Genomic DNA, 24,257 nt, shown 5'->3' with positions numbered 1-24,257 from the left:
TCGCTGCCGGGACTCTGCAAGTAGCAGTGTGCTCGAAAGATCCCAAAAGAGGGACAAGAGCCGCTGTGAAGAGTTCAGGAGGCGTTTTACTCCCAAGAGGTGTGTGTGATGAGTCAGGCTGTGCAATCGGAGCCTTCAGGCCCAGTAGAAAGTATGCGGAACCTCGTTCTGGAGATCGCCCGCGCGTTGGTCGATAAACCGGACGAAGTAGTTGTCGATACCTTGGAAGACGACGGAGCAACAGTACTCCAGCTCCGAGTCGCGGTTGGAGACGTTGGTAAAGTGATCGGCAAACAAGGACGGACGGCAAGATCGTTACGTACCATCCTCGGTGCCGCCAGCATGAAACTCCAGCATCGGTTCGCACTGGATATCGTCGAGGAAGATGAGGATGAAGGCGAAGTGGAATAACCCACAAGCTCAAGTCCTGTTCCAATAACAGGAAGCGGCGTGCGTGTGCGCACGCCGCTTTTTCGTCTCAATTTGCGATGTCTGGTTTGCCTTCCTTCCGCGGCGCTGATAATTGTCAGCGCTTATAGACCTGTCCGTTCTTCATGACGAAGGCGACTCGGGTCAATGCGGAGATATCGTCCAACGGATTGCCTGGTACGGCGATAACGTCGGCCCATGCTCCCGGTCGAAGTGTGCCTATCCGGCCCTCCCAGCCCAGAAGCCGGGCGCCATGGACATAGTCCGCCTGCAACACCTCGGCGGGCTTCATCCCATACTCGGCCATGAGCACCATCTCGCGCGCCTGCGTGCCATGGGGGAACGGGCCGACGTCTGAGCCGACGGCGAAGGGAACCCCTGCCGCCATCTGCTTCTTGAACTCCGCGATGTGGAACTGGTTCCCGGCATGGCGGCTGGCGGCGGCCGCTGGAGTTGACGCGTGCTGCTCGAAGTACTCGCTGATGGCAAAGGTCGGCACGGCGTAGATCTGTTTCTCGCGCATCAGCCGCATGGTCTCCGGCGCGAGTTGATCGGCGTGGTCGATCGAGACGACTCCAGCGCGTACGGCAAACAGCGCCGCCGGATCGGTGCTGCAGTGCACGCCGATAGTTGCTCCCTGGCGGCGAGCCTCGTCGACTGCCGTCTTGAGCTGATCCTCCGTGTACTGATATGGAGACGAGAAGACTCCATCGCGCAGCCGGTCGCTTCCCGTGGCGTAGATCTTGATGAAGTCCGCGCCCTCCTTGAGCTGCTGGCGGATCACCCGCACCAGGTCGTCCGCCGTATCGGCATAGGTCGCGTTTGAGGGAACGTGCAGCTCCGGGTTGTAGTGGACCGCGTCTTCATGGCCGCCAGTGATGGAGATGGCGTTGCCGGAGACGCGCATGCGTGGCCCCGGAATCAGGCCGCTGTTGATGGCATTGCGGACGGCGGAGTCGGCTGAACCTGCACCTTCGGTTCCCATATCGCGCTCCGCGGTGAAGCCGGCAAGCAGATCCTGTTTTGCGGCTTCGGCGGCCAGCAGCGTGCGCCGTGGAACGGACTCCTCGAAGGTCTGTGCATCCTCCGCGCCGGGATGAAGAAACAGATGCGTATGTGCATCGATGAGGCCGGGCATCAGTGTTCGATCGCCGAGATCGATCACCTCCGCCCCCGCTGGACGCTCGACACGCGTGCCGGAAGCAGCGATATGGTCGCCCTCGACGAGAATCTCTCCCGGAGTAAGGATGCGGCCGGTCTCGGCCTCATACAGCCTGGCCGCATGCAGAACCGTTTGCTTTTGCTGTGCGAGAAGAAGGGAAGAGGAAAGAAGAAGCGTCGCCAGTATCGTCTTCATACGAAGACAGTTTCAAACCACGAAGGCGTCTTGACCAGCAAAAAGTGTCTGGGCGTGTACCGCGAATCTCAAGTAGCCCATGCTCTGGGTGCCCATTCACGCAAAGCGTGAGTGGGGTATTCGAGCTGTGCTCGAACCGCTTTTAGTCAACCAGTGTATGGGATATCCGCTACTGCTTCTGCAGCCACTGCCCAAAGGTGTAGCCATGATGCATCACCACCAACACGGCGGCGACGAGCAGAATGCGCCATGCAAGGCGGCGCGCCTTCTGATGAAATTCTGGGCTGAAGTGCATTTGCTATAAGGATAGCATCGTCAGCCGGCCTTCTCGGTCAACTCCGCCCAGCGGGCATAGAGCGTTTCCATTTCGGTCTGCGCTGTCTCCAGCTCCGCCAACGTCGCTTGCAGCTCGTTGGCGTTGGTGGCCACGGCATGGTCTTCCAGCTTCGCTTTCAGTGCGGAGACTCGTTCGTCTGCCTCCTCCACACGCTGCTCGATTGTGGCAAACTCGCGGGCTTCCAGATAAGAGAGCTTTTTCTTCTGCGCGCGGACTTCGGTTGTTGCGGTCTCTTCGCGGACGGGAGTGGCGCTGCTGGGCTGCTCTTTCCGGTTCTTCCACTCCTCCCACTGGCTGTAATCCGCAAACTGGGCGGCGTCACCCTCGCCGTCCAGGCCAAGCACGGTCGTGGAAACCCGGTCGAGAAGATAGCGGTCGTGAGTGACCAGCACCAGGGCTCCGGGAAACTCAAGCAACGACTCTTCCAGAATCTCGAGCGTCGGAATGTCGAGGTCATTCGTCGGCTCGTCCAGAAGCAGCAGGTCGGCCGGTTCGAGCATCAGCCGTGCGATCAGCACGCGAGCGCGCTCACCGCCGGAAAGGCGATCCACCGGTTGGTTGAGCTGTTCACCGGTGAAGAGAAAGCGGTTGGCCCAGCTCGCAACATGGATCTGGCGGCCGTTGAACGTGACGGAGTCTCCGCCGTCTGGTGTCAATGCCTGTTTCAACGTCAGGGACGAATCGATCTCGCGAAGCTGGGAGAAGTAAACCGTGCGCAGGAACTCAGCCCGCTTGATGGCGCCTGAGGTCGGCTGAATCTCGTTCCGCAGCAGACGCAGCAGGGTGGTCTTGCCGCTGCCGTTAGGGCCGACCAGCCCCACGCGTGTTCCGGCCGTGAAGGTAAAGCTCAGATCGCGGAAGATGGTCTTGCCGCTGATCTCATAACCGAGGTTCTCCAGTTCAATCAACCGCTTGGTCTTGCGGTCGGAGGCGGTGAAATCAATGTCGGTGGTGCGGGTGTTGGTGCGCGAGTTCACGTCCGCAAGCTGCCCGATCAGTTCATTCGCCTTATCGATGCGCGCTTTGCTCTTGGTCGTGCGTGCCTTAGGACCGCGGCGCAGCCAGTCAATCTCGGTGCGGACGCGGTTCCGGAGCGCCTCCTGCTCCCGTGACTGGGAGGCGAGGTAGCTCTGCTTCTCTTCCAGAAAGCGTGAGTACGATCCGCGCACGCGTAACAGACCTTCGGCGTAGATGCGGTTCAGCTCGATGATGTCGGTGACGACGTTTTCCAGGAAGTAGCGGTCGTGCGAGATGGTCACGACGGCATAGGGCGCCTGCTGCACCAGGTCTTCCAGCCACTCGATGCCTTCGAGATCCAGGTGGTTCGTCGGTTCGTCCAGCATCAGCACATCGGGATGAGTAATGGTGGCCTCGGCGATGGCAAGGCGCTTGCGCCAGCCTCCGGAGAGGGAAGCGGCCTCGGAATCAAATGAAGGGAATCCGGCTCGGCCCACCGTCTCATGCAGACGCCCATCGTGCTCGTCCTCGGAGACTCGGGCATTGGCGAGGGCATCTTCCAGTACCTGGCGAACGGTGCGTCCAGGTGCAAACTCCGAGTCCTGGGCCACATAGGCGACGCGGGCACGCTTGCGGCTCGCCACCTCGCCGGAGTCCGGCTCCTGCTGCCCACCCAGGATCGAGAGCAACGTCGACTTGCCGGCGCCGTTCGGCCCGATCAGGCCGATGCGGTCGCCATCCGAGATGGTGAACGAGATATCGCGAAAGAGTGGCAAGGCCCCAAAGGCCTTACTGATGGTGCGTGCATTCAGAATCGGAGGCATTACTTCTCTAGGATAAATTCCCAGGAGCTTTCCCCTCTAAGGGGAGCCCCAGCGCGACCCCTTTTTGTCATTCGCAGGGACCGGGGTCCCCGGCCAGCTTCGCTGGCTGGGGTAAAGCGACCGGGTGCCCTGCCAGCTTCGCTGGCTGGGGTAAAAGGGAAGCGGAGAAATCTGCTTCTCTACCGACTACTTTCGACAATCACGAAACGTGATCGCTTGGAGTGCTATGGTCCCCAAGTTAACCGTAGGACATCCCGCCAGTTGCCGAGCGCACCCCCTTCCCCGTATACCTGTCTGGACTCACAAAGTGGAGGCTTACAGGATGGATATGGATCGCCGGTTGTTTCTTCGTTCTTCGGCTATGGCTGCTGCCGGAGCAGTCACCTTGCGTTCCCTGCACGCTCAGGGACCGCGCGTAAAGTCGCCGAATGACACCATCCAGCTCGCGCTGATCGGCGCCGGCATCCAGGGGCAGGGCGACGCGCGCTGGGCCGTACAGGTTCCGGGAGTCAAACTGGTCGCCGTTGCCGATTGCTACGACGGCCGTCTGGCGCACAGCAAAGAGCTCTGGGGCAGCGACGTCTTTACCACCCGTGACTACAAGGAGATTCTTGCCCGTCCTGATGTCGACGCGGTGCTTATCGCAACGCCCGACCACTGGCACAAGCAGGCCGCCGTGGATGCCATGAAGGCAGGCAAGGACGTCTATCTCGAAAAACCGATGATCCACGTCTACGAGGATGGTCCGGAGATCGTCCGCACGGCAAAGGAGACCGGCTGCATCCTGCAGGTTGGCAGCCAGCGCGTCAGCTCTGTCGTTTATGCCAAGGCCAAGGAGTTGCTCGCCGCGGGCGCTATCGGCAAGCTGAATACCATCAACGCCCGCTGGGACCGGAACTCGTCGATCGGCGCCTGGAACTACACCGTTCCTGTGGATGCCAGCCCGCAGACCTGCGACTGGCCGCGCTTCCTGGGTTCTGCTCCGAAGCATGAGTGGAGTCCCGAGCGCTTCTTCCAGTGGCGCAAATGGAAAGACTACGGTTCAGGCGTTGCCGGTGATCTGTTTGTCCACCTCTTCAGCGGAACGCACTTCATTACAGGATCGAACGGACCCACGCGGGCGATGGCGACCGGCGCGATCCGTTACTGGAACGATGGCCGCGATGCCAACGACGTGCTGCTGGCGCTCTTCGACTATCCCGAGGGCTTCAACCTCAGCCTGCGCGTGAACTTCGTAAACGGTGGTGAAGAGAGCGAAGGCTTCCTCTTTACCGGCGACGAGGGAACGATGGAGATCGCCGGCAACACCGTGACCGTAACCCGCGTTCCGCACGAGAAGGAGCCCGGCTTTACCGTGAGCACCTTTAGCGAAGCGATGCAGAAGGAGACGTTCGCTGAGTATCGCAAGAAGTATCCGGTCACCCATCCCGAGGGAGCGCCTCCGCAGACGATCCAGAAGTTCTCCGCCGAAAAGGGCTACGCGGACAACTACGATCACTTCCGGAACTTCTTCAACTCGGTACGAACCCGCAAGCAGCCTGTCGAAGATGCCACCTTTGGCTTCCGTGCAGCGGGCGCTGCGTTGTTAGCGAACCGCAGTGCTGAGAAGGGCTCCATCGTTCACTGGGACCCGGCCAAGATGACGCTGGGTTGAGACTTCCAGGCCGGTGCGTGCGTCTCAGCACGCACCGGTAATTACCCCCTATGCGAAAGTGACTCGGTTCGGGTAGGATTCCGTTCGCAGTCTTGAAGAGGGGAATTTCGGGTCCGTGCCTGAGACGACTCATTTTGTAAGCTCTGGAGGCTATACACCGATGAAGAAGCTGTTTTCGATTCCACTGCACCTTGGCGCCGCTGCCCTGATGCTGGCGGCTCCGATGGCCGTCTCGCAGGCCGCCCCGGCCGGTCAGGCAGCCCCTGCGTTTCCGCCAGGGTTCAATCCGCGAGGTTCCGCGCCGTATGACTACGCCGACAACACTGGCTTCACGCCTCTCTTCGACGGCAGCAGCCTGAAGGGTTGGGACGGCGATACCTCGCTGTGGTCTGTCAAAGATGGCGCCATCTACATCCACCCCAGCTGCGAGCACCCCACCGGTACGGTGTATCTGATCTGGCAGGGAGGCGAGCCTGCCGACTTCATCTTGAAGTACGACTTCAAGGGTACAGAGCGTGTGAACGGCGGTATGCAGTTCCGCAGCTATCTCTCGGAGAAGCCGACGGGTACCGTCTATCCGCCACGTCAGCGGATGGGCGGCGGCGGGGCTCCTCGTCCTGCTGGAGCAGGCGCAGGGTCTGCTGCCGGCGCTGGGCAGGGCGCAGCTCGTCAAGCCGGTGCGCCGCCGCGTCCGCCGGCATGCGCGAACCCTGGAACTCCTCCAAGCAAGGAGTCGCAGGCCAAGTGGGATCTCTTTGGACCGCAGGCGGATTTCGACGCCGGCAACATGTGGTCAGGTATGTTCTACGAGCAGGGCGGCCGTTCCATCATCTCGCCCCCGGGACACGCCATCCTCGCCGAGCCAGGCAAGCCGACCCTCACCACGGCAACCATCGCGGAGAAGGACCAGTTGAATCAGTGGTTTAAGAAGGATGACTGGAACTCGTTCATGATCATTGCCAAGGGCAACACGACTCAGATCTTCATGAACGGTCACCTCGTCACCTCGTTTGTCGATCTCGACCCGAAGTACTTCCGCGCCAGCGGCAAGCTCGGTATCGAAGTGGAATCGATTGGCGAGTATTCGGTAAAGAATGTGTACCTCAAGGAACTGAAGTAACCTAAGCTAGGGTGTGTCATCAAACTCGTGCCGTCAGCGCCGGGAGCAGATTTTTACGAGATCGAGGAGTGAGGAGAGAACTGTAGCCGGTCTACTGGAACGACGAGGGACGAAGAGATCGGGAAAATCTGCCCCGGCCCTTGGGTTGCGGCGCAAATTCGCCCATACTTCGTTTTCGTCCTCGACTGTGGACCCGCCACAGCCTTCGGCCTCCGCCTCGTCTGGACAATTTTGCGCTCGCAACGCTGACGACAGGAGTTTGATGACACACCCTAGCCATCAAGGCGCCAGCATCGCCCCGCCTCGTGCGGGGCGTTGGCGTTTTCGGGAGAGATCGAATGCTGGCGGACCGGCGGGAACGCTTCAACGCGGGATTTAGCTTGGAAAAGTACAGCCAGTTGCAGCGGCTGATGGACCAGCGCACACGTGCCAGCGTCCAGTTCCGCATGGCGGAGACGCCATGTTTCTTCACCCCGGAGACGCTCGACGAGATGGTGCAGGCGGGGGAAGAGCTCACCCTGCAACTGACCGAGAACCCGGAATATATGCGGGACTCCGCGGCAACGGTGCCACAGCAATACCGTGTGCCGCAGGAGAGCCGCCGGCCTCTCTTTCTGGCCATCGATTTCGGTCTGGTTCGCGAGCCGGACGGTAAGCTGCGGCCTCGCCTGGTTGAGATGCAGGCTTTTCCTTCGATCTTCGGCTATCAGGCAGCCCTGTCCAGTGCCTACGCGGAGGTCTTCGGGATCGACGACTGCTCCTGGTTCCTGGGCGGCCTGGACGATGCCGGGTACTGGGAGTTGCTGCGGCAGGAGATTGTCGGCTCCCATGACCCGGAACAGGTGGTTCTCGCCGAGGTGACTCCCACCGAGCAGAAGACGCTGCCGGACTTTCACATCCATGCCGACCGCCTCGGCATCCGGATCGTGGACGTAACCGCGCTGAAGCGGCGGGGCGGGGGGCTGGTGTATGAATCCGGTGGTCGTGAGATTCCGGTCAAGCGTATCTACAACCGGGCGATCGTCGATGAGATGGAGCGGAAGGGAATTGTTCCGGGTTTCGATTACCGGGACGAGCTCGACGTCGAGTGGGCCGGCCACCCGAACTGGTACTTCCGTATCAGCAAGTTCTCGCTTCCATATCTGCGTCACAGAACGGTACCGGCCGCGGTCTTTCTGGACGACTGGATAGCCGGCATAGGCCGCGACCGGCTTCCTGAAAAACGCGAGCAATGGATTTTGAAGCCCTTGTATTCCTTTGCAGGGAAAGGAATTACGTTCGCCCCGGAGGAGACTGTGCTGCGCTCGATTCCGGAGGCGGAGCGCCGGAACTACCTCTTGCAGGAGCGGGTTCAGTTTGAGCCGGTCATCCAGACGCCTGAGGGAGCAACCCAGGTGGAGGTGCGGATTCTCTATCTCTGGCCGGAAGGAAAACGGATGCAGCCGATGATCAGCCTGGCCAGGATGGGACGTGGGCTCATGATGGGAGTCGACCATAACCGCGATAAAACCTGGGTCGGCGGATCCGCCGGATTCTTCCCAAAACGGTAACTTCTTGTTTCAAATTTGAGGTAGCGGGTATTTGTAAATGAGTTACACTGGGGTCCACCGTGGTAACCAAGAAGAGGGTAAGAGGTTACAAGGGCCCCAATTCCGCGGGAGAAATCGTATGTCCTATCTGCCTCCCAGCTTCGCTCTGACAAAAGACCCTGTACGCACCGCCGTGCGATTTCCCCTACGGCTGCAAGTGAGTCTGCAGACCCCCGAAGGCATACTCGAGGCAATGACAGAGAATGTTTCCGCCAGTGGTCTGCTGCTGGTAGCCCATAAGTTGCCGGGAGTAGACACAAAGGTGGAATTTACGATGGCCATGCCGTCCGCCATTATGGGTACGTCTACGGATGTCAAGGTGCATTGTGTGGGCAGGGTTGTACGTCATCAGCAGTCTGAAAATGAGCAAAAAGCGGCTGTGGTGATCGATGAGTATTCTCTTGAGGCAAGCTGAGTATGAGCGGGAACGAACCGATCCAGGACGTGGATGTAACTGAAGGACAAACCGGTGCAGGTAGCGCCATTCGTGTGATTCTGGCTGACTCCCAGGCCATCTACCGTGTGGGCATGCGAAAGATTTTTGCCGTTGAAGACGATATCCGTGTCGTCGCTCAGGCGGAGAATCTTCCCAATCTCTATCAGGCGCTGCAGCGCTATCCAACCGATGTGGTGTTGCTTGAGGGGCAGATGATCGCCGGCACCATCGACGCTATTCCCGAGCTGGTCAAGCGAGCTCCGGACGCCAAGATCATTGTCCAGGTGGTGGAGACTGATGAGGCGAATACCGTGGAACTGTATCGCCGCGGCGTGCGTGGTGTCGTAGCCCGATCCATCTCTCCCGATCTGCTGGTGAAGTGCGTCCGCAAGATCGCGGCCGGCGAGACCTGGATCGACAATCAGTCGATCAACTGGGTCATCGAGGCCTATCGGGCACAGGCGACGACCCTCACCAACCCTAAGGTGCAGCCACGCCTGTCGCCCAAGGAGATCTCGATCATCTCCTGCATTACGCGCGGCATGCGTAACAAGGAGATCGCCTTCCAGCTAGGCACCACCGAACAGGTGATCAAGAATTACCTGCGTAAGATCTACGACAAATTGGGCGTAAGCGATCGCCTGGAGTTGGCTCTCTACTGCCTGCATCATCAGTTGCTCAAGCGCTACATGCAGGATGGAGAAAACAGTGGCGCCGCCGGACCGGCCAACACCACCGAGATTTCACTGCCGAACTGACAGTTTTACCGAATTAAAAGAGAGGGCGTGGCCACAGGCCACGCCTTTCTTTCTTCCATTCGCGATGGTTTAGGTCTCGGGATAGAGCAGTTCCGTGAATCGTGGATCATCTGCCATGTCCTGGAAGTCAGAATCAGAACGCGCCTGGATACGACGCTGCGGATTCATGCTGATGGCGACGGTCAGGTGCTCCAGGCACGCCGTAAAGTCTCCTGTCATCGACGACAGCACTGCCAGGCCGTAAAGAGCGAAGTCGCTCTGTGGGTTCTTCTTTAGAATTTCATCGAAATGTTCGCGCGCGTCGGCGTAGTTACCGTCGTTCAACAGAACAACGGCATAGTCGCAGCGCTCTTCTTCTGACGCAAACTTCGCAGCGACCTTCTCTGTCTGCTTGGCGCAGGCGGTACGGAAGGTGCGGATGCGATCTGCGAACTCGAACGGGGCATCGGGAAGGAGCTTTTCAAAAGCGACGAGAGCCTTATCGAACTTGCCGGACTGCATCAACTGGACGGCAGCGGAAAACTGTTCGAGGGCCTGCTGACGAGCAGCATCGGGGGCGGGCTGGGCAGCGATGGTGCGAGGCATGCGACGTATATTGTTTGCTGTTTTGGCTTTGGTCGTGGCCATGGTTGCGGTTCCAGTTGATTCAGACGCAGGGTTATGTAAGGGGTAGCGTCTAAAAGAGTCGTTGGTGATTTATACGCAGGATACGCGCACAGGTCAAGAAACGCCAAACTCCGGTTAGAGCGTTTTCCCTGTGGGTGTCATGTAGGGCTTCCGCATCCATGGGCGTTTTCCGCAATGAAAACGCCGCTGAACGACCCCTCCGGGATACCCGGCAACAGGGAAAACGCTTTAGACGTTCCTCCGAGCATAGAGCACAGGATTCAGTGTCGGATCGTTGTACATCTTCAACTGCCGGTACAGCTTGAAGCGGCGCCTGCCGCCTGTGACATCGCTCCAAAGAGCGTCCAGACAACCGGCAAGATCGTTGCGCTGTTCCGTGAGCATCGCGAGGCGAGCCTGGTTCCTGGAGCGATGCTCTTCGGTGATGTCGGTGCGGTCAATCTGCTCTTGGGTATGAAAGATCTTGAGCGCAAGGATAGAGAGCCGGTCAAGAATCAGTCCCGGCGTTTCGGAGTGCAGCGCCGCGTCCGTATTGGGTAATGAGAGCGGCGCCAGGGCCTCAAGCAGTGCGCGGTCTAGCTGTTCGACCACATCGTTGCGGCGCTGATTCAAAATGTCGATCGCTCGTTTGGTAATCGCGATCTGATCAGAACTGGCGTTGGGATCACGGGCCCGGTCTTCCTCGTGCCACAGGTCGAAGTTGGCTCGATGGAGCTGACTGAGCAGGCCGTCGAACGGGTCTGCCGGCGTGGTGCGTGGAGGCTCGGGCAGATGCCAGTTTTTGGTCTGCAGATCCTGGGCCGCGGTGATGGTGAAGGCGTCGAGTAACGGAACAGACATGCTCAGCGGATATTCTATGTGCAATGACTTCAAATCTCGATGCGAAGCGGGTATTGGTCTATCGTCTGGGAAGTCTTGGGGATACGCTGATTGTTCTTCCTAGCCTGCGTCTAATTGCGCGGGTTTTTCCAAACGCCGAGCGGCGTATGTTGACGAATTGGCCTGTGAGCAGCAAGGCTCCTGCGGCGGCAGCAGTACTGGGCCCCACGGGGCTGATCCATGGATACATGCGCTACCAGGTAGGAACGCGAAATCCTCTGGCATTAGCGAAGCTGGCCTGGGAGATACGGCGGTTCAAGCCCGACGTTCTCGTTTATCTGGCAGCAGGCCGCGGCCTGGCCAATACGAAGCGTGATGCCGCGTTCTTTCGCCTTGCCGGGGTGAAGAAGTTTGTGGGCATTCCCCTTACGGAAGACATGCAGCAGAACCGGCTGGATGAAAACGGCATCTATGAGCAGGAAGCTGCAAAGCATGCGAGGAATATCGCCGAGCTGGGCGATGCACGCCTGGACGACGCCGCAAGCTGGGATCTGGAGCTTGTTCCTGCAGAGAAGGACAAGGCAGCGGCCCTGCTGAAGCCGTTGGGTGACCGCCCGGTGATCGCCGTCAGCGTCGGCACCAAGGTGCAGGCAAAGGACTGGGGCGTAGAGAACTGGCGCGGCCTGCTGGCTCAGATGGGCGCGGCTTATCCCGAGTTCGGTCTTGCGCTTGCTGGAGCTCCGGAAGAGAGTGCGGTGAGCGAAGCAGCAGCCGATGGTTGGCGCGCGGCCGGCGGAGGCCCGGTGGTGAATCTCTGCGGCAAACTCACACCGCGTGAGAGCGCCGCGGCATTTGCCCATGCCAGGTTGTTTGTCGGCCACGACTCGGGCCCGATGCATCTTGCGGCAGCGGTTCAAACGCCATGTGTGGCGATCTTCGCCGCTCGCAATAAGCCGGCGGTCTGGTTCCCATATGGCCCGGGACACAGAGTGATATATCACAAGGTTGACTGCTGGGGATGCGGCCTGGAGACCTGCATCGTGGAGAAAAAGAAGTGCCTGATGTCGATCACCGTGGATGAGGTGATGCACGAGGTCCGTGCGGCTCTGTCAACATTGGCGAAATGATGGATTGTTCGCGTAATGCGATGATGGGAAGAAGGAGAGACGATGCTTCCGCAGGTTCATGAGGTGCTCGGGTTGCTGGAGGGAGGGTTTTCCAACCTCCGGGTTCTGGTTGTGGGCGACATCATGCTGGATCGTTACATTCATGGTGAGGTGGAGCGCATCTCGCCCGAAGCCCCCGTGCCGGTGCTGCGGCACGCACAGCGGTATGAGCGCGCCGGTGGCGCCGCAAATGTGGCCATGAACCTGGCCGGACTGGGTGCACAGGCCACGCTCGCCGGGTTCTGGGGCGCTGACCGTGAAAAAGAAGAACTGGCCGCGCTGCTGGATCAGGATGGCGTGAACTATGCCCCGGTCGTCACTGGCAGCTTGCCTACCATCTCGAAGACACGCATCGTGGCGCGGACCCAGCAGATGCTGCGTCTGGATATCGAAAGCCAGAAGAAGCCTTCCCCTGAGGATCTGCAGCGGCTGATTGATACCTCGGTGGCAGCAGTCGCTCATGCCGATGCGGTGATCCTGAGTGACTACGCCAAGGGCGCGCTTTCCGACGAGTTGTGCAGGGCAGTGATCCGCGCCGCACGCGACCGTGCGATTCCGGTACTGGTGGATCCCAAGACACGTGATCTGGGCAAGTACTCCGGAGCGACGACCGTCTGTCCAAACTTGAATGAGCTCTCGCAGGCAACGGGGGTTCCATCGTATGAAGTGGACGCCCTGCTGCATGCCGCGGAAAAGCAGGTGGTGGAGCACGAGTTCGAATACCTGACGGTCACGATGAGCGAGAAGGGAATTCGGATCGTACGGCCTGGCTACACCTATCACTCGCCGGCCCGGGCACGTGAGGTCTTCGATGTCTCCGGCGCAGGGGATACGGTAATTGCTACCCTTGCCGCCAGTCTGGCCGGTGGTCTGAAGGTCGAGACGGCGATCGAACTGGCGAATCTGGCTGCGGGTATCGTCGTCGGTAAGGTTGGCACAGTGCCAATTACCTCCGGCGACCTGGTTGAGCTGCTGACGCCTAGCCAGGACCTGCGGTCTGATGAGCGTGTGCTTGACCGGGAGCGCGTGAAGCGCCGTGTCGAGGAGTGGCGCGCCGCCGGCGAAACCATCGTCTTCACCAACGGATGTTTTGACCTGTTGCACGTCGGACACATCACGCTGCTCGAGGACTGCCGGAGGTTCGGCAGCAAGCTGGTCGTGGGCCTGAATACCGATGCCAGCGTGCAGCGGCTGAAGGGGCCAACACGGCCGGTTGTGGGAGAGATGGAACGCGCCCGTGTGATGGCGGCGCTGGCCGCGGTCGATGCGGTTGTGTTGTTTGACGAAGACACGCCCATGGAACTGATCCGCGACCTGAAGCCGAGCGTTCTGGTAAAGGGTGGCGACTACACCATAGAGACGGTTGTAGGCCATGAAATCGTCATTGCAGCCGGAGGCCGCGTGGAGATTGTGCCTACCGTAGCCGGGTTCTCAACGACCAACATCGTAAAGAAGCTTACGGGCGTCTGCTGAAGTCCGCCCAGGATCCCTACCGCGATAGCTATTTGAAGGAGAAAGCGCGTTGATCATTGTCACAGGTGGCGCTGGGTTTATCGGAAGCAATCTGATTCATGAACTGAACCGTGCCGGGGAGAAGGACATCCTGCTGGTGGATAACTTCGCGCCCGCTGCGAATTGGACCGGACCGAAGTTTGTTAACCTTTGGGGCGCGGACTACTCCGATTACATGGACAAGCATGAGTTCCGCGAAGCGCTCAACGCCGGCGACTTCGACAGCGTGAAGATTCGCGCAATCCTGCATCAGGGCGCCTGCTCCAACACGCTGGAAGATGACGGGCAGTACATGATGGACAACAACTTCACGTACTCGAAGGAGCTCCTGCACTTCGCCACCAACCGCAAGATCCCGTTGGTCTATGCTTCTACCGCCGCCGTCTACGGCCTGAGCGAGAACTTCACACCGACCAAGGAAAACGAGAAGCCGCTGAACATCTACGGCTACTCCAAGCTGGTCTTCGACAACTATGTGCGCCGGCGGATCAACAGCTTTGAGTCCACCGTGATCGGTCTGCGTTACTTCAATGTCTACGGTCCGCGTGAGCGTCACAAGGGCCGCATGGCGAGTGTGATGCAGCACTTCTCCAAACAGTTGAAGACACAGGGCGAGATCCGGATGTTCGAGGGAACAGGCGGGTACGGCAGCGGTGAGCAGCTGCGCGACTTCGTCTTTGTGAAGGATCTTGCGCGCATCAACATGTTCTTCGGAGGTCTGCTCCCGGAGAGCCCGAAGCAGCCGGTAAAGGCCGTTGTGAACGCAGGCACCGGTAAGGCCCGGACCTTCAAGGACGTCGCCAAGGCCTTGATGAGCGTCCATGGTGAGGGCAAGATTACGTTTATCCCGTTCCCCGCGGACCTGCATGGGCGGTACCAGCACTTCACGCAGGCTGATGTCACCGGTCTGCGCCAGGCTGGATATGTGGATCCGATGACCGATGTAGAAGAGGGTGTATCTCAGACATTTGCTGAAGAACCGCTGCAACTTTAGCGGTTGACTGGTGAGAGGATGCTATGAGCGACGGCAAAGAGACGATTCTGTGCATCACCAGCTATGAGAAAGGCAAGGCGTTTCTCAGCGAGGCCGCAAGGCTCGGCTGCAACGTCCTGTTGCTCACGGTCGAAAAGCTCAAGGATGCATCGTGGCCGCGCGAAGCCCTGGCCGATCTTATGACGATGCCCGAGGGGCTTACCCCGGAACAGGTGCTGAATACGGTGACCTATCGGGCACGGCACCAGCGCATTGATCGCATCGTGGCTCTGGACGAGTTCGAACTCGAATCGGCGGCGCTGATCCGGGAGCATATGCGCCTGCCCGGCATGGGCCAGTCGACCACGCGCTTCTTTCGCGACAAACTGGCGATGCGGCAGCGTGCCCAGAGAGCGGGCGTGCTTGTGCCGGAGTTCACGCCAATTCTGAACTACGACGATCTGCGGGAGTTCATGCAGAGCGTTCCAGGGCCCTGGTTGCTGAAGCCGCGTTCAAGCGCCTCGGCGATCGGGATTCAGAAGATTCATCAACCGCAGCATCTTTGGCCGCTGCTGGATGAGCTTGGCGACAAGCAGAGCCACTATCTGCTGGAACGCTTTGTGCCCGGCGAGGTCTTCCACGTCGATGGTGTGACCTGGAAGGAGCGCATCCTTTTCAGCGCCGTGCATCAGTACGGCGCTCCACCGATGAAGGTGATGCATGAAGGCGGTGTGTTCACCACGCGCGCTATCCACCGGGACAGCCTGGATGCCCGCATGCTCGTCGAGGCTCACAACGTTGTGATACCTGCGCTGGGGATGGTGAGCGGCGTAACCCATACCGAGTTCATCAAGGCAGACGAGGACGGGGAGTTTTACTTCCTTGAATCGGCCGCCCGCGTTGGCGGAGCGTACATCGCGGATGTCATTGAGCACTCGACCGGGATCAATCTCTGGCGGGAATGGGCGAAGATCGAGGTCGCATCGATGTCCGGAAGTGAGTACGACCTGCCTCGCGTGAACAGCCTCTATGCCGGCAGCGTGCTCTGCCTGGCAAAGATGGCGGAGCCTGATCTGTCGCCGTTCGATGCTCCGGAGGTGGTCGAGACGTTGAAGCGTCATCATCACGCCGGGCTGATCGTAGCCTCTGAGAGCGCGGAACGGGTCAACACGCTGCTGCAGCAGTATGCCCCTGAGTTCCTGGAGCGTTTCTGCGCCACAGCTCCTGTTCCCGACCGACCCATAGGTTAGGGGCGGGTGACGGGCACGGAAGAATCGGGAAAGTCTATCCCGCCTGCTGACGTTGGGACTTGGATGACACGCCCTGACAGGTAACGTTCAGGATTCGTGCCCAGATGGGTACTACTGTGTGGTTCAGGTCGCCCATCGAGTGGGTAGAATCGCCCTGAGTTGAGAAGAAAAATGGAAGGAAGAGTGGTGAGAGCGCTGGGGCTCGAACCCAGGACCAGCGCCTTAAAAGGGCGATGCTCTACCAACTGAGCTACGCTCTCGCACTTTCTTCAAGGTAGCACAAATGAGGCATGTGCAGCGTTGCCCGGCCCTATGGAAAGGCAGTCTCCATAAGGCTCAAAATGCATGATTTCTGACACTTAAGTAGCATCTGCTGGTGATTGACTTGAGTTCCTAAGGCCAGTACGCTCAGGGCATTGGATCGAACAATTGCGGAAAAAGTGTGTCTTTTCCGGACAGTAACTGGCTGACGGTTTGACGGCACACGAGGCTCAAGGAGCAGTTATGGACAGCAATAATCCGGAGCGGAGTGGAGAGCAGAAGGCTGCGGACGAGACCCCCGAAGACGTCGCCGTACTGTATTCGTGGGCGAATCTGCAGGGCGCTAAGTATCGTGACTTTTCGGCGTCGCGGCGTGAGTTCCGCGCTCAGATGAAGCATCGCGCCGCGGAAGCAGCGCGTGAAGCGGAAGAGAAGGCGAAGACGGAAGCCGAAGAGGCTGCGCGCCACGAAGAGGAAGTTGCCGAGAAGCTCGCTCTGGGAGCGGCTGAGACGGAAGAGACGCAAAGGGCTGCTGCTTCCGCTGAGAGCGCGCGGCAGGCGCAGAAGGCTGCACAGGATCGTCTTGAAGCTGCGCGTCACGCTGAAGCCGCCGCCGCCGCAGAGGCCGCGGCTCGCCGTGCTGAGCGCGAAGCCGCTGAAGCCCACGCTCATGCCGAGATGCAGGAGCGTCGCTGGCAGAACGAACAACCCCAGCCTGCTGTCCCGGGCGAGATCAGCGATCCGTACATCAAGCCTACGCACGATGTCGAGATCGAACACCATATACATCGCCCGCATACCTCTTCTGCCGAGCGTGCCGCTGCTTTGCGGCAGAGCTCCGCAATTCGTGCGGCGGTGCGCGTACAGCCCGGATTTTCATCGGGCATGAAGAAGGTTCCCATTATTGATCCGGTGACACCGAAGCAGCCTGAGCGTATTGCCGAACAGCCGGCAGCACCGCAGGAGCAGCAGTTGCGGCGCGGCTATCGTCCGGATGTTCCAACAGCACAGATGGACGCCTATCGCGAAGAGCCGCGTTACCAGGCGCCTCAACGCAGCTTCATTCCGGCTCCGGAGCCTCCCCAGCCTCACTTTGAAGATCGCCCGGCAACCATGCCGCGGCGTCCGGATGTTGTGGAGCCGCCTGCCGAACCGGTACGTAACTTTATTCCCGCTCCTCCGATGCCTCGGGCGGAGCCACAGCCTCACGAGGTCACATTGCCGCCGGTCCACGAGACGCCGCTCAAGAACTATCCTCCGCAGGAACGAGTTGAGACGATGCCGGAGAAGCGCGAACCGGTTCAGCCGATGTATCGCCCCGCGCCGGTGCGGCAGAGCGGCACGGTGCCGGCAGCGCAGCGGGAGCAGAGTCCGGTGCGTCCGGCATGGCTGTATGGTGAAGATCGCCAGCAGCGTCCGCAGCCTCAGCCTGTGCAACAGCAGCCGGAGCCGCCGCAGGTGCCCGATACGCTGCAGCACTCGCGTGAGCGTGTTGCTTCGCGCTGGTTTGCCCTGAAGGGTGTGTTTGATCACTCGCAGGAACAGACCGATCCGCAGCCGGTGCGGAAGCAGGAGTACCGCGTTCCAACCCTCGTCATCTTTTCTCTCGCCGGCGGTGTCGGTAAGACCAGCATGGTGGCTACGCTGGGCCGCGCCATGTCCAGCATGGGGGAAAAGGTACTGCTCACCGATACCACATCGCATGGTCTGCTGCCGTTCTACTTCGGTGCGCGTGAATTGCGTCCGAGCGTGGTGCGGACCTTCTCTCCGCCGCCCGGAAGCACCGATGCTCCCATCTACCTGGTGAACTATGAGCTCGATCAGAAGGGCAACGACCAGGCAACCCAGGAGTGGGTGATGGATGAGGTCGCTCGCAACGGCCAGGGAGCGCATCGCATGATCGTGGACCTCAGTTCCGGCTCGAGCTGGCTGCTGCGCCGCCTGGGACGTTTGAACCCGACTGTGATTGTGCCTCTGGCTCCCGACATGAACTCGGTTATCAGCCTCCAGGCCGTGGAGAAGTTCTTCCACGGAGTCACGGATGCCGATGGGCGTCCGGTACGGCCGAACTATGTTCTGAACCAGTTTGATTCTTCTCTGCCGCTGCACCTGGATGTGCGTGAGGTGATGCGGCAGCTGGTTGGTGACCGCCTTCTGCCCTTTACCATCCGCCGGAATCCCGCGGTGAGTGAGGCTCTGGCAGAGGGCATGACGGTGATCGACTATGCTCCGTCGAGCCCTGTCTCTGAAGACTTTATGAACGTGGCAACGTGGGTGCGTGCGGCTACCGCGCCGGCAACAGCCGGATTCCGCGGAGCAAGGTGGACGGAACGATGACGCATACCACGGCGTGGCGTGAGTTTGAGACTGGCGACAGTCTGGTGATGAAGTTGGTAAGGGTGTTGGTGATCCTGGGCGGTTTCTTCGTCCTGGGAACCACAGGCATGCTCCGGTTGTCCTGGCCGCAGCAGGCTGTACTTGGCCTGCTGACCGTGTTGATCGGCGTATGGATGGATCGTAGCTCTCGCAGCTATCTGGTCACGCTGACGCTGATGCTGGCGTCAATGTTCTCAACCTTCCGGTATGGCTACTGGCGTATCGCAACGGTCGTGGAGTTCTTTCAGGATCCGGGAACAAAGTGGGGACCCCTGGATGCCTTCTTCATCCTGACGCTCTGCTTTGCAGAGACCTACGCCTTCCTGATCCTCTACCTTGGCTATCTGCAGACCATCTGGCCTTTGCGTCGCACCCCCGTGCCTCTGCCGGAGGATCCGAACGAGTGGCCCGAGGTCGACCTGCTGATTCCGACCTACAACGAACCGCTCAGTGTTGTGCGTTACACCGCGCTTGCGGCCATGAACATCGACTGGCCGGCGGACAAGCTGAACGTCTACATTCTTGACGACGGAAAACGCGAAGAGTTTCGCTCGTTCTGCGAAGAAGCTGGTATCGGTTACATGACGCGTGACGATAACGCGCATGCGAAGGCCGGCAACATCAATCGCGCTCTGAAGCGGCTGAGCGCCCCGTTGGTTGCGATCTTCGATTGCGACCACGTGCCGACGCGCAGCTTCCTGCAGGTGACCGTGGGTTGGTTCCTGCGCGATCGCAAGCTGGCGATGCTGCAGACGCCGCACCACTTCTATTCGCCCGATCCGTTCGAGCGCAACTTGGGACAGTTCCGCATCATTCCGAACGAAGGCGAGCTGTTCTACGGCATTGTGCAGGACGGCAACGACTTCTGGAACGCCACCTTCTTCTGCGGAAGCTGCGCTGTACTGCGGCGCGAAGCTCTCGATGAGATCGGCGGCATCGCTGTCGAGACGGTGACGGAAGACGCGCACACCTCGCTACGCATGCAGATCAACGGCTGGAATACGGCCTATATCAACATTCCCCAGGCGGCCGGTCTGGCGACCGAGCGTCTGAGCGGTCACGTCAAGCAGCGTATCCGATGGGCACGCGGCATGATCCAGGTCATGCGTACGGACAACCCTCTCTTTGCCAAGGGACTAAAGCCGGCGCAGCGCCTCTGCTACTTCAATGCGATGTCGCACTTTCTGTATGGCCTGCCGCGTCTGATCTTTTTGACGGCGCCTCTCATCTACCTGATCCTTGGTCACACCAATATCCCCGGCTACTGGGCTGCGATTCTGGCTTACGCATTCCCGCATCTGGTGCTCTCGAGCATCACGAACTCACGTATTCAGGGACAGCATCGACACTCCTTCTGGAATGAGATCTACGAGACCGTGCTGGCGCCGTATATCTTCCTGCCGACGATGATGGCGTTGGTCAATCCAAAGCTGGGTTCGTTCAACGTGACGGCGAAGGGCGGCGTGGTCAATCGCAGGTTCTTTGACTCCCGCATTGCGCAGCCCTTCCTGGTGATGCTGGTGCTGAATGTCATCGGGCTGCTGATGGCGATTCCGCGCTACTTCTACTTCTCGCCCACGCTTCCGTTCCCGTTCAACTATCTCAGCGGACTGTATGACGGCACACATCCAGGCACGATCTGGATGAACGTGCTGTGGACGTTCTTCTCGATCATGATCCTGGGCGTAGCGACGGCCGTGGCCTGGGAAAGCCAGCAGCGGCGTCAGACGGTGCGTATCACGATGAGCGTGCCCGCAGATGTCATTGCTCCGGATGGTGCTGTGATCTCCGGTCTTACCGCGGATATCTCCAGCGGCGGTCTGCAGATGAACGTGGAAGGCAATGCCACGCTCCACGCCGGCGACAACATCAAGGTCGTCTTCCCGGTATTGGATGGCGATGCCGAGATTCCCGCCACGGTGGTTTGGTATGACGGCGTGCAGCTGCGCGCGCAGTTCGACTCGCTGACGATTGAGGAAGAAGAGGCGCTGACGATGGTGCTGTACTCACGCGCCGATACCTGGCTTGGCTGGGGTGAGTCTCGCGAGATTGATAAGCCGCTGGTGAGTCTGATGAGAATTTTCCGGCTGGCGATATTTGGGTTGCAGCAGACAGTCAAGGGCCTGATGAAGAAGAAGACGACAGAGAAGATGGCGGCCAGTGTTGTTCCTGTGCTGGTTCTTGCAGCAATGCTGATGGGAGCGGGCAAGGCTCATGCGCAGGCACGGCCGATGCTGCCGGCAACCTCTCCGAATGCTAACGGAGGAGGCGTGGCGCCGACAGGCGCTCCCCAGGCCCAGTTGCCGGGACATGATGGTGGTGTGCAGGTCCGTCCGGTACCTCCCGGACAATTCGACAATATCTTTACGCTCTCGGATATTGGTGTTCCAGACACGATCGTGCTGCGTGGCGTCGATGCCTATCACTCCACCTACTTCTCGATTCCGCAGAACCAGGTCGTAAAGTCGGCGACGATGCACCTGAGGTATCACTTTTCGCCCGGTCTGTTGCCGGCGATCAGCCACCTGAAGGTAAGCGTGAACGGCACATTGTTTGCGACCCTGCCGGTGACGACTCAGCCGAACCTTGTAGGTGAGCCTGCCGATCTGACTCCCGAACAGAAGATCGCGGCACAGAACAGTCTGAGCAATGCCCGTTCTTTCGAGAACAACGCTCTGCTGGAAGCAACACTGACCATGCCGGCAGAGATGCTGGTGCATGACAACCAGATCACCTTTGAGTTCGTCGGCCACTACACGCTGCAGTGCGAAGACCCTTCACATTCCACCTTGTGGAACCACGTAGACACCACCACGACGATCGAGCTGGCCGGCAATCTGCTGCCGCTGCAGGATGATCTCAAGCTGCTGCCGCTGCCGTTTTACGACGCGGCAGTGAATCTGCATCCGGCGATCCCGATTGTCTTTCTCTCGCAGCCCACTCCGAAAGGTTTGCAGGCCGCGGGGATCGTCGCTTCGTACTTCGGTATTCTTACCGACTATCGCCCGGTGCGTTTCCCTGTCTCCTACGGCACCATTCCTCAGGGGAACGCGATCATCATCAGTGAGAATGCGTCGGAGTTACCGGCAGCTCTAAGTGTCACGGGAAGTAGTGGGCCCACGGTGGCCATGCGAACGAACCCCAGCGATCCCTACTCGAAGGTGCTGATTCTTACCGGCGATAGCGCGGAAGACACGGTGAAGGCCGCGACGGCATTGGCGCTGCAGCGTTCGATGTGGCAGGGAAGCCAGGTCAGCGTGCAGGTGAAACATCCGGCTGCCAGCCAGCCGGATGATGCTCCACGCTGGTTGCCGACCGATCAGCTCCGCACGCTGGGTGATATCACACAGCAGGCAGAGCTGCAGGGCGACGGCAGCGTTCCCCTGGGCGTCTACATGCGCGTGCCTCCGGACCTTTGCTACGACTGCGTGACGAAGCAGAATCTCGAGTTCCATATGGAGTACCGCTACAACCCGGTGCCCCTGGCCAACGAGAGCACGCTGCAGGTGTATATGAATGGCGCGTATGTCAGCTCGACGCCGATGCCGCACCAGGAAAGCGCCAGCGCCATTCTGCAGACACCCATTCCGGTACCGGTCGTGAACATGCGGCCCTTCTCCAATTCGTTGATGCTGAAGTTTGTCTTCCAGATCGCGAAGAAGGGTAAGTGCCAGGACACAGCTCCGCTGAATCTGCAGGGCGCCATCCTGAAGGGTTCTTATCTCGATATCCGCGATATTCCCCACTGGGCGGTACTGCCGAATCTCGAACTCTTCGCCAATGCCGGATATCCCTTCACCCGTATGAAGGATCTGTCAGAGACCGCCGTCGTCATTCCCGACAACGCGCAGACCGACGAGATCGAAGAGTACCTGACGCTGATGGGTCACTTTGGAGCGCAGACCGGCTACCCGGTCACCGATGTTACGGTTGTGACCGCCGACGGGATGAAGCGCGACTCCAAGAAGGACTACATCGTTCTTGGAACCGTTGAGGATCAGCCGGCCCTGAGCATGCTGAAGAACGACCTTCCCGTGCGCATCGATGGAGGCGGCCTGCATGTGCAGGACACGCAGGGCTTCTTCACGCCTCTGCAGAACGCATGGTGGAAGGTACGTTCCAGCGATCATGTACAGACCGGTGAGCTGACGATGGCCGGTGGTCTGCCGGATACGATCCTCGAAGGCATCGAGTGGCCGAACAACTCGGGCAGGTCCGTCGTGGTGATCGCCGCACGGGATCATTCCGTGATTCCGCAGTTCCTGGCGACCTTCCTTCGGGATTCTCAGTCGTCCGATATTGCGCAGTCCGTTAGCGTGCTGCACGGCGAGAAATTTTCGTCGTATCGCATCGGCAACTATGTCTACCATGTGGGCTATCTATCGCTCTGGGCGCGGCTGAAGATGTTCTTCACACAGTTCTCCTGGACGGTAGTGATCCTGGTCATGGGCTTCTCCTTCCTGATGGCCGGTCTCGTCCGTGTATGGTTGCGGCACCGGGCCAGAGTCCGCCTGCAGGGCGAGTAAAGAGAGCCGGAGATGCGGAGCAGAACAAACCGTGCAAGCGTGAGCACCTGCGTTGCCTTGGTGGTGACACTTGTGGCCTGGCTCGGCCAGGGGTGCCGGGCGGAACAGTCCTGGGATCTGTGGGAGAAGTACGCCGCGAAGTTCATTGACCCGCAGGGGCGCGTCATCGATCGTACGGCGCAGGACCGCACGACCAGCGAAGGACAAGCCTATGCCATGTTCTTCGCTCTGGTTGCCGGGGACCGCGGCCGTTTTGACAAGCTGCTGAAGTGGACAGAGGAGAACCTTGCGGGCGGTGACATGACGCTGCGTTTGCCCGCCTGGAATTGGGGCAAGTCTCCCGAAGGCCAATGGAAGGTGCTGGACGACCATGCGGCTTCGGACGCTGATCTGTGGATGACCTACACCCTGCTGGAAGCGGGACGCATCTGGCGCGATGATCGTTACGCGAAGCTGGGGACGGTGATGGCCAGCCGCATCGCGCAGAGCGAAGTTATTCTGGCGCCAGGGCTGGGAACGACGATCCTTCCAGGGCCACAGGGATTTCACCCCGAACCGACGACCTACATTTTGAATCCCAGCTATCTGCCGCCTTTTATCCTCGTGAGGCTGGCGAAGGAGAACCCTCAGGGGCCATGGTCGACGGTTCTGGATTCGATGCCTCAGTTGCTGGCGCAGGGAAGTGGTGGCGGCTTTGCCATGGATTGGGTTCTGGCTGGCCCAGGTGGAGTGCGTCCTTCTCTGACTCCGGCGCAGTTGGCTAGCGGGAAGAATGAAGGTGTCCCGGTGGGCTCCTACGAGGCTATTCGCATCTATCTGTGGCTCGGGATCTGCGACGCGGGAACTCCGGGGCTTCGAGAGTTGGCGGCGCCTCTCGGCGGCATGACGAACTACATGCGGACCAATCTGGCTCCGCCGCTGCAGGTGGACTCAGCAGGCAAGGTGCTGAATGCGGATGCTCCCGTTGGCTTTTCAGCGGCTCTTGCTCCCTATCTGCAGATGATGGGATTGAAACAACAGGCCAAGACGCAGATGGATCGTCTGGCGGCTCTGAAGGATCCATCGACGGGACTCTATGGCAGGAATGGCGACTATTACGACCAGAACCTCGTGATGTTTGCCACCGGGTGGCAGGACCAGCGGTTTCGCATTGACAAAGAAGGACGATTGAAGCTGAAGTGGAAGTAACAACACAGGCCGTAAACTAGTGATTCCGCAGTTAATAGCGGAAAAAAACAGGGACAAACCCTAAGAAAAGCGGTAAGCTAAGCTGCGACGCGGTGTCT

General features: G+C 59.7%; 18 protein-coding genes and 1 tRNA gene. 13 read left to right on the top strand and 6 right to left on the bottom strand.

Features of this window, described 5'->3' with window-relative positions; genetic code table 11:
* Nucleotides 1-153: 153 nt before the first annotated feature.
* Nucleotides 154-411 (top strand): KH domain-containing protein, encoded by a 258-nt coding sequence (locus AB4Y89_RS06625; protein WP_442300116.1) that lies wholly within the window; start codon nucleotides 154-156, stop codon nucleotides 409-411.
* Nucleotides 412-526: 115 nt separating this feature from the next.
* Here the strand turns inward: AB4Y89_RS06625 and AB4Y89_RS06620 are convergent, their stop codons facing one another.
* The 3 genes from AB4Y89_RS06620 to AB4Y89_RS06610 form a co-directional block, all read right to left on the bottom strand.
* Entirely contained in the window at nucleotides 527-1,786 is a 1,260-nt protein-coding gene (locus tag AB4Y89_RS06620; RefSeq protein ID WP_442300115.1) for an amidohydrolase family protein, read from the bottom strand.
* A gap of 169 nt (nucleotides 1,787-1,955) precedes the next feature.
* Entirely contained in the window at nucleotides 1,956-2,081 is a 126-nt protein-coding gene (locus AB4Y89_RS06615; RefSeq protein WP_442300114.1) for a hypothetical protein, read from the bottom strand.
* Between the two features lie 20 nt (nucleotides 2,082-2,101).
* Nucleotides 2,102-3,904 (bottom strand): ABC-F family ATP-binding cassette domain-containing protein, encoded by a 1,803-nt coding sequence (locus AB4Y89_RS06610; RefSeq protein ID WP_442300113.1) that lies wholly within the window; start codon nucleotides 3,902-3,904, stop codon nucleotides 2,102-2,104.
* Between the two features lie 328 nt (nucleotides 3,905-4,232).
* Here AB4Y89_RS06610 and AB4Y89_RS06605 point away from each other — a divergent pair, with 328 nt between their 5' ends.
* From AB4Y89_RS06605 to AB4Y89_RS06585, 5 genes are all read left to right on the top strand, one after another.
* Entirely contained in the window at nucleotides 4,233-5,558 is a 1,326-nt protein-coding gene (locus AB4Y89_RS06605) for a Gfo/Idh/MocA family protein (RefSeq protein ID WP_442300112.1), read from the top strand.
* 160 nt (nucleotides 5,559-5,718) lie between these two features.
* Nucleotides 5,719-6,678, top strand: a complete 960-nt coding sequence (locus AB4Y89_RS06600) for a 3-keto-disaccharide hydrolase (RefSeq protein WP_442300111.1) — start codon at nucleotides 5,719-5,721, stop codon at nucleotides 6,676-6,678.
* A gap of 338 nt (nucleotides 6,679-7,016) precedes the next feature.
* Nucleotides 7,017-8,228, top strand: a complete 1,212-nt coding sequence (locus AB4Y89_RS06595) for a hypothetical protein (RefSeq protein WP_442300110.1) — start codon at nucleotides 7,017-7,019, stop codon at nucleotides 8,226-8,228.
* 118 nt (nucleotides 8,229-8,346) lie between these two features.
* Nucleotides 8,347-8,682, top strand: a complete 336-nt coding sequence (locus AB4Y89_RS06590) for a PilZ domain-containing protein (RefSeq protein WP_442300109.1) — start codon at nucleotides 8,347-8,349, stop codon at nucleotides 8,680-8,682.
* A gap of 2 nt (nucleotides 8,683-8,684) precedes the next feature.
* On the top strand, nucleotides 8,685-9,461 hold the full coding sequence (locus AB4Y89_RS06585) for a response regulator transcription factor (RefSeq protein WP_442300108.1): 777 nt from the start codon (nucleotides 8,685-8,687) through the stop codon (nucleotides 9,459-9,461).
* A gap of 69 nt (nucleotides 9,462-9,530) precedes the next feature.
* Here the strand turns inward: AB4Y89_RS06585 and AB4Y89_RS06580 are convergent, their stop codons facing one another.
* Nucleotides 9,531-10,088: a TPR end-of-group domain-containing protein gene (locus tag AB4Y89_RS06580; protein WP_442300107.1), complete on the bottom strand. Its 558-nt coding sequence runs from the start codon at nucleotides 10,086-10,088 to the stop codon at nucleotides 9,531-9,533.
* A gap of 228 nt (nucleotides 10,089-10,316) precedes the next feature.
* Nucleotides 10,317-10,928 (bottom strand): DUF4254 domain-containing protein, encoded by a 612-nt coding sequence (locus AB4Y89_RS06575; protein WP_442300106.1) that lies wholly within the window; start codon nucleotides 10,926-10,928, stop codon nucleotides 10,317-10,319.
* Nucleotides 10,929-10,951: 23 nt separating this feature from the next.
* On the opposite strand from AB4Y89_RS06575, the gene AB4Y89_RS06570 reads away from it, so the two are divergent.
* From AB4Y89_RS06570 to AB4Y89_RS06555, 4 genes are read left to right on the top strand one after another with little or no spacing between them, the layout of a single operon-like run.
* Nucleotides 10,952-12,034, top strand: a complete 1,083-nt coding sequence (locus AB4Y89_RS06570) for a glycosyltransferase family 9 protein (RefSeq protein WP_442300105.1) — start codon at nucleotides 10,952-10,954, stop codon at nucleotides 12,032-12,034.
* A gap of 42 nt (nucleotides 12,035-12,076) precedes the next feature.
* Nucleotides 12,077-13,546, top strand: a complete 1,470-nt coding sequence (hldE, locus tag AB4Y89_RS06565) for a bifunctional D-glycero-beta-D-manno-heptose-7-phosphate kinase/D-glycero-beta-D-manno-heptose 1-phosphate adenylyltransferase HldE (protein ID WP_442300104.1) — start codon at nucleotides 12,077-12,079, stop codon at nucleotides 13,544-13,546.
* A gap of 49 nt (nucleotides 13,547-13,595) precedes the next feature.
* Complete coding sequence (gene rfaD / locus AB4Y89_RS06560) at nucleotides 13,596-14,579, top strand: ADP-glyceromanno-heptose 6-epimerase (RefSeq protein ID WP_442300103.1); 984 nt, start codon at nucleotides 13,596-13,598, stop codon at nucleotides 14,577-14,579.
* 23 nt (nucleotides 14,580-14,602) lie between these two features.
* Nucleotides 14,603-15,808: an ATP-grasp domain-containing protein gene (locus AB4Y89_RS06555; RefSeq protein WP_442300102.1), complete on the top strand. Its 1,206-nt coding sequence runs from the start codon at nucleotides 14,603-14,605 to the stop codon at nucleotides 15,806-15,808.
* A gap of 184 nt (nucleotides 15,809-15,992) precedes the next feature.
* Here AB4Y89_RS06555 and AB4Y89_RS06550 read toward each other — a convergent pair.
* Nucleotides 15,993-16,068, bottom strand: a tRNA-Lys gene (locus tag AB4Y89_RS06550).
* Nucleotides 16,069-16,312: 244 nt separating this feature from the next.
* Here AB4Y89_RS06550 and AB4Y89_RS06545 point away from each other — a divergent pair.
* The 3 genes from AB4Y89_RS06545 to bcsZ are packed head-to-tail and all read left to right on the top strand — an operon-like array spanning nucleotide 16,313 to nucleotide 24,159.
* On the top strand, nucleotides 16,313-18,406 hold the full coding sequence (locus AB4Y89_RS06545; RefSeq protein WP_442300101.1) for a cellulose synthase operon protein YhjQ/BcsQ: 2,094 nt from the start codon (nucleotides 16,313-16,315) through the stop codon (nucleotides 18,404-18,406).
* Nucleotides 18,403-22,971, top strand: a complete 4,569-nt coding sequence (gene bcsA / locus AB4Y89_RS06540; RefSeq protein WP_442300100.1) for a UDP-forming cellulose synthase catalytic subunit — start codon at nucleotides 18,403-18,405, stop codon at nucleotides 22,969-22,971. The genes AB4Y89_RS06545 and bcsA overlap by 4 nt, the downstream gene beginning before the upstream one ends.
* Nucleotides 22,972-22,983: 12 nt before the next feature.
* Complete coding sequence (gene bcsZ, locus AB4Y89_RS06535; RefSeq protein WP_442300099.1) at nucleotides 22,984-24,159, top strand: cellulose synthase complex periplasmic endoglucanase BcsZ; 1,176 nt, start codon at nucleotides 22,984-22,986, stop codon at nucleotides 24,157-24,159.
* The last annotated feature ends 98 nt before the right edge of the window (nucleotides 24,160-24,257 follow it).

Source organism: Terriglobus sp. 2YAB30_2, from assembly GCF_052114765.1.
Lineage (GTDB): Bacteria > Acidobacteriota > Terriglobia > Terriglobales > Acidobacteriaceae > Terriglobus.
Note: the sequence above shows the minus strand (reverse complement) of the source record. Positions and strands in the feature narration are given on the sequence as shown.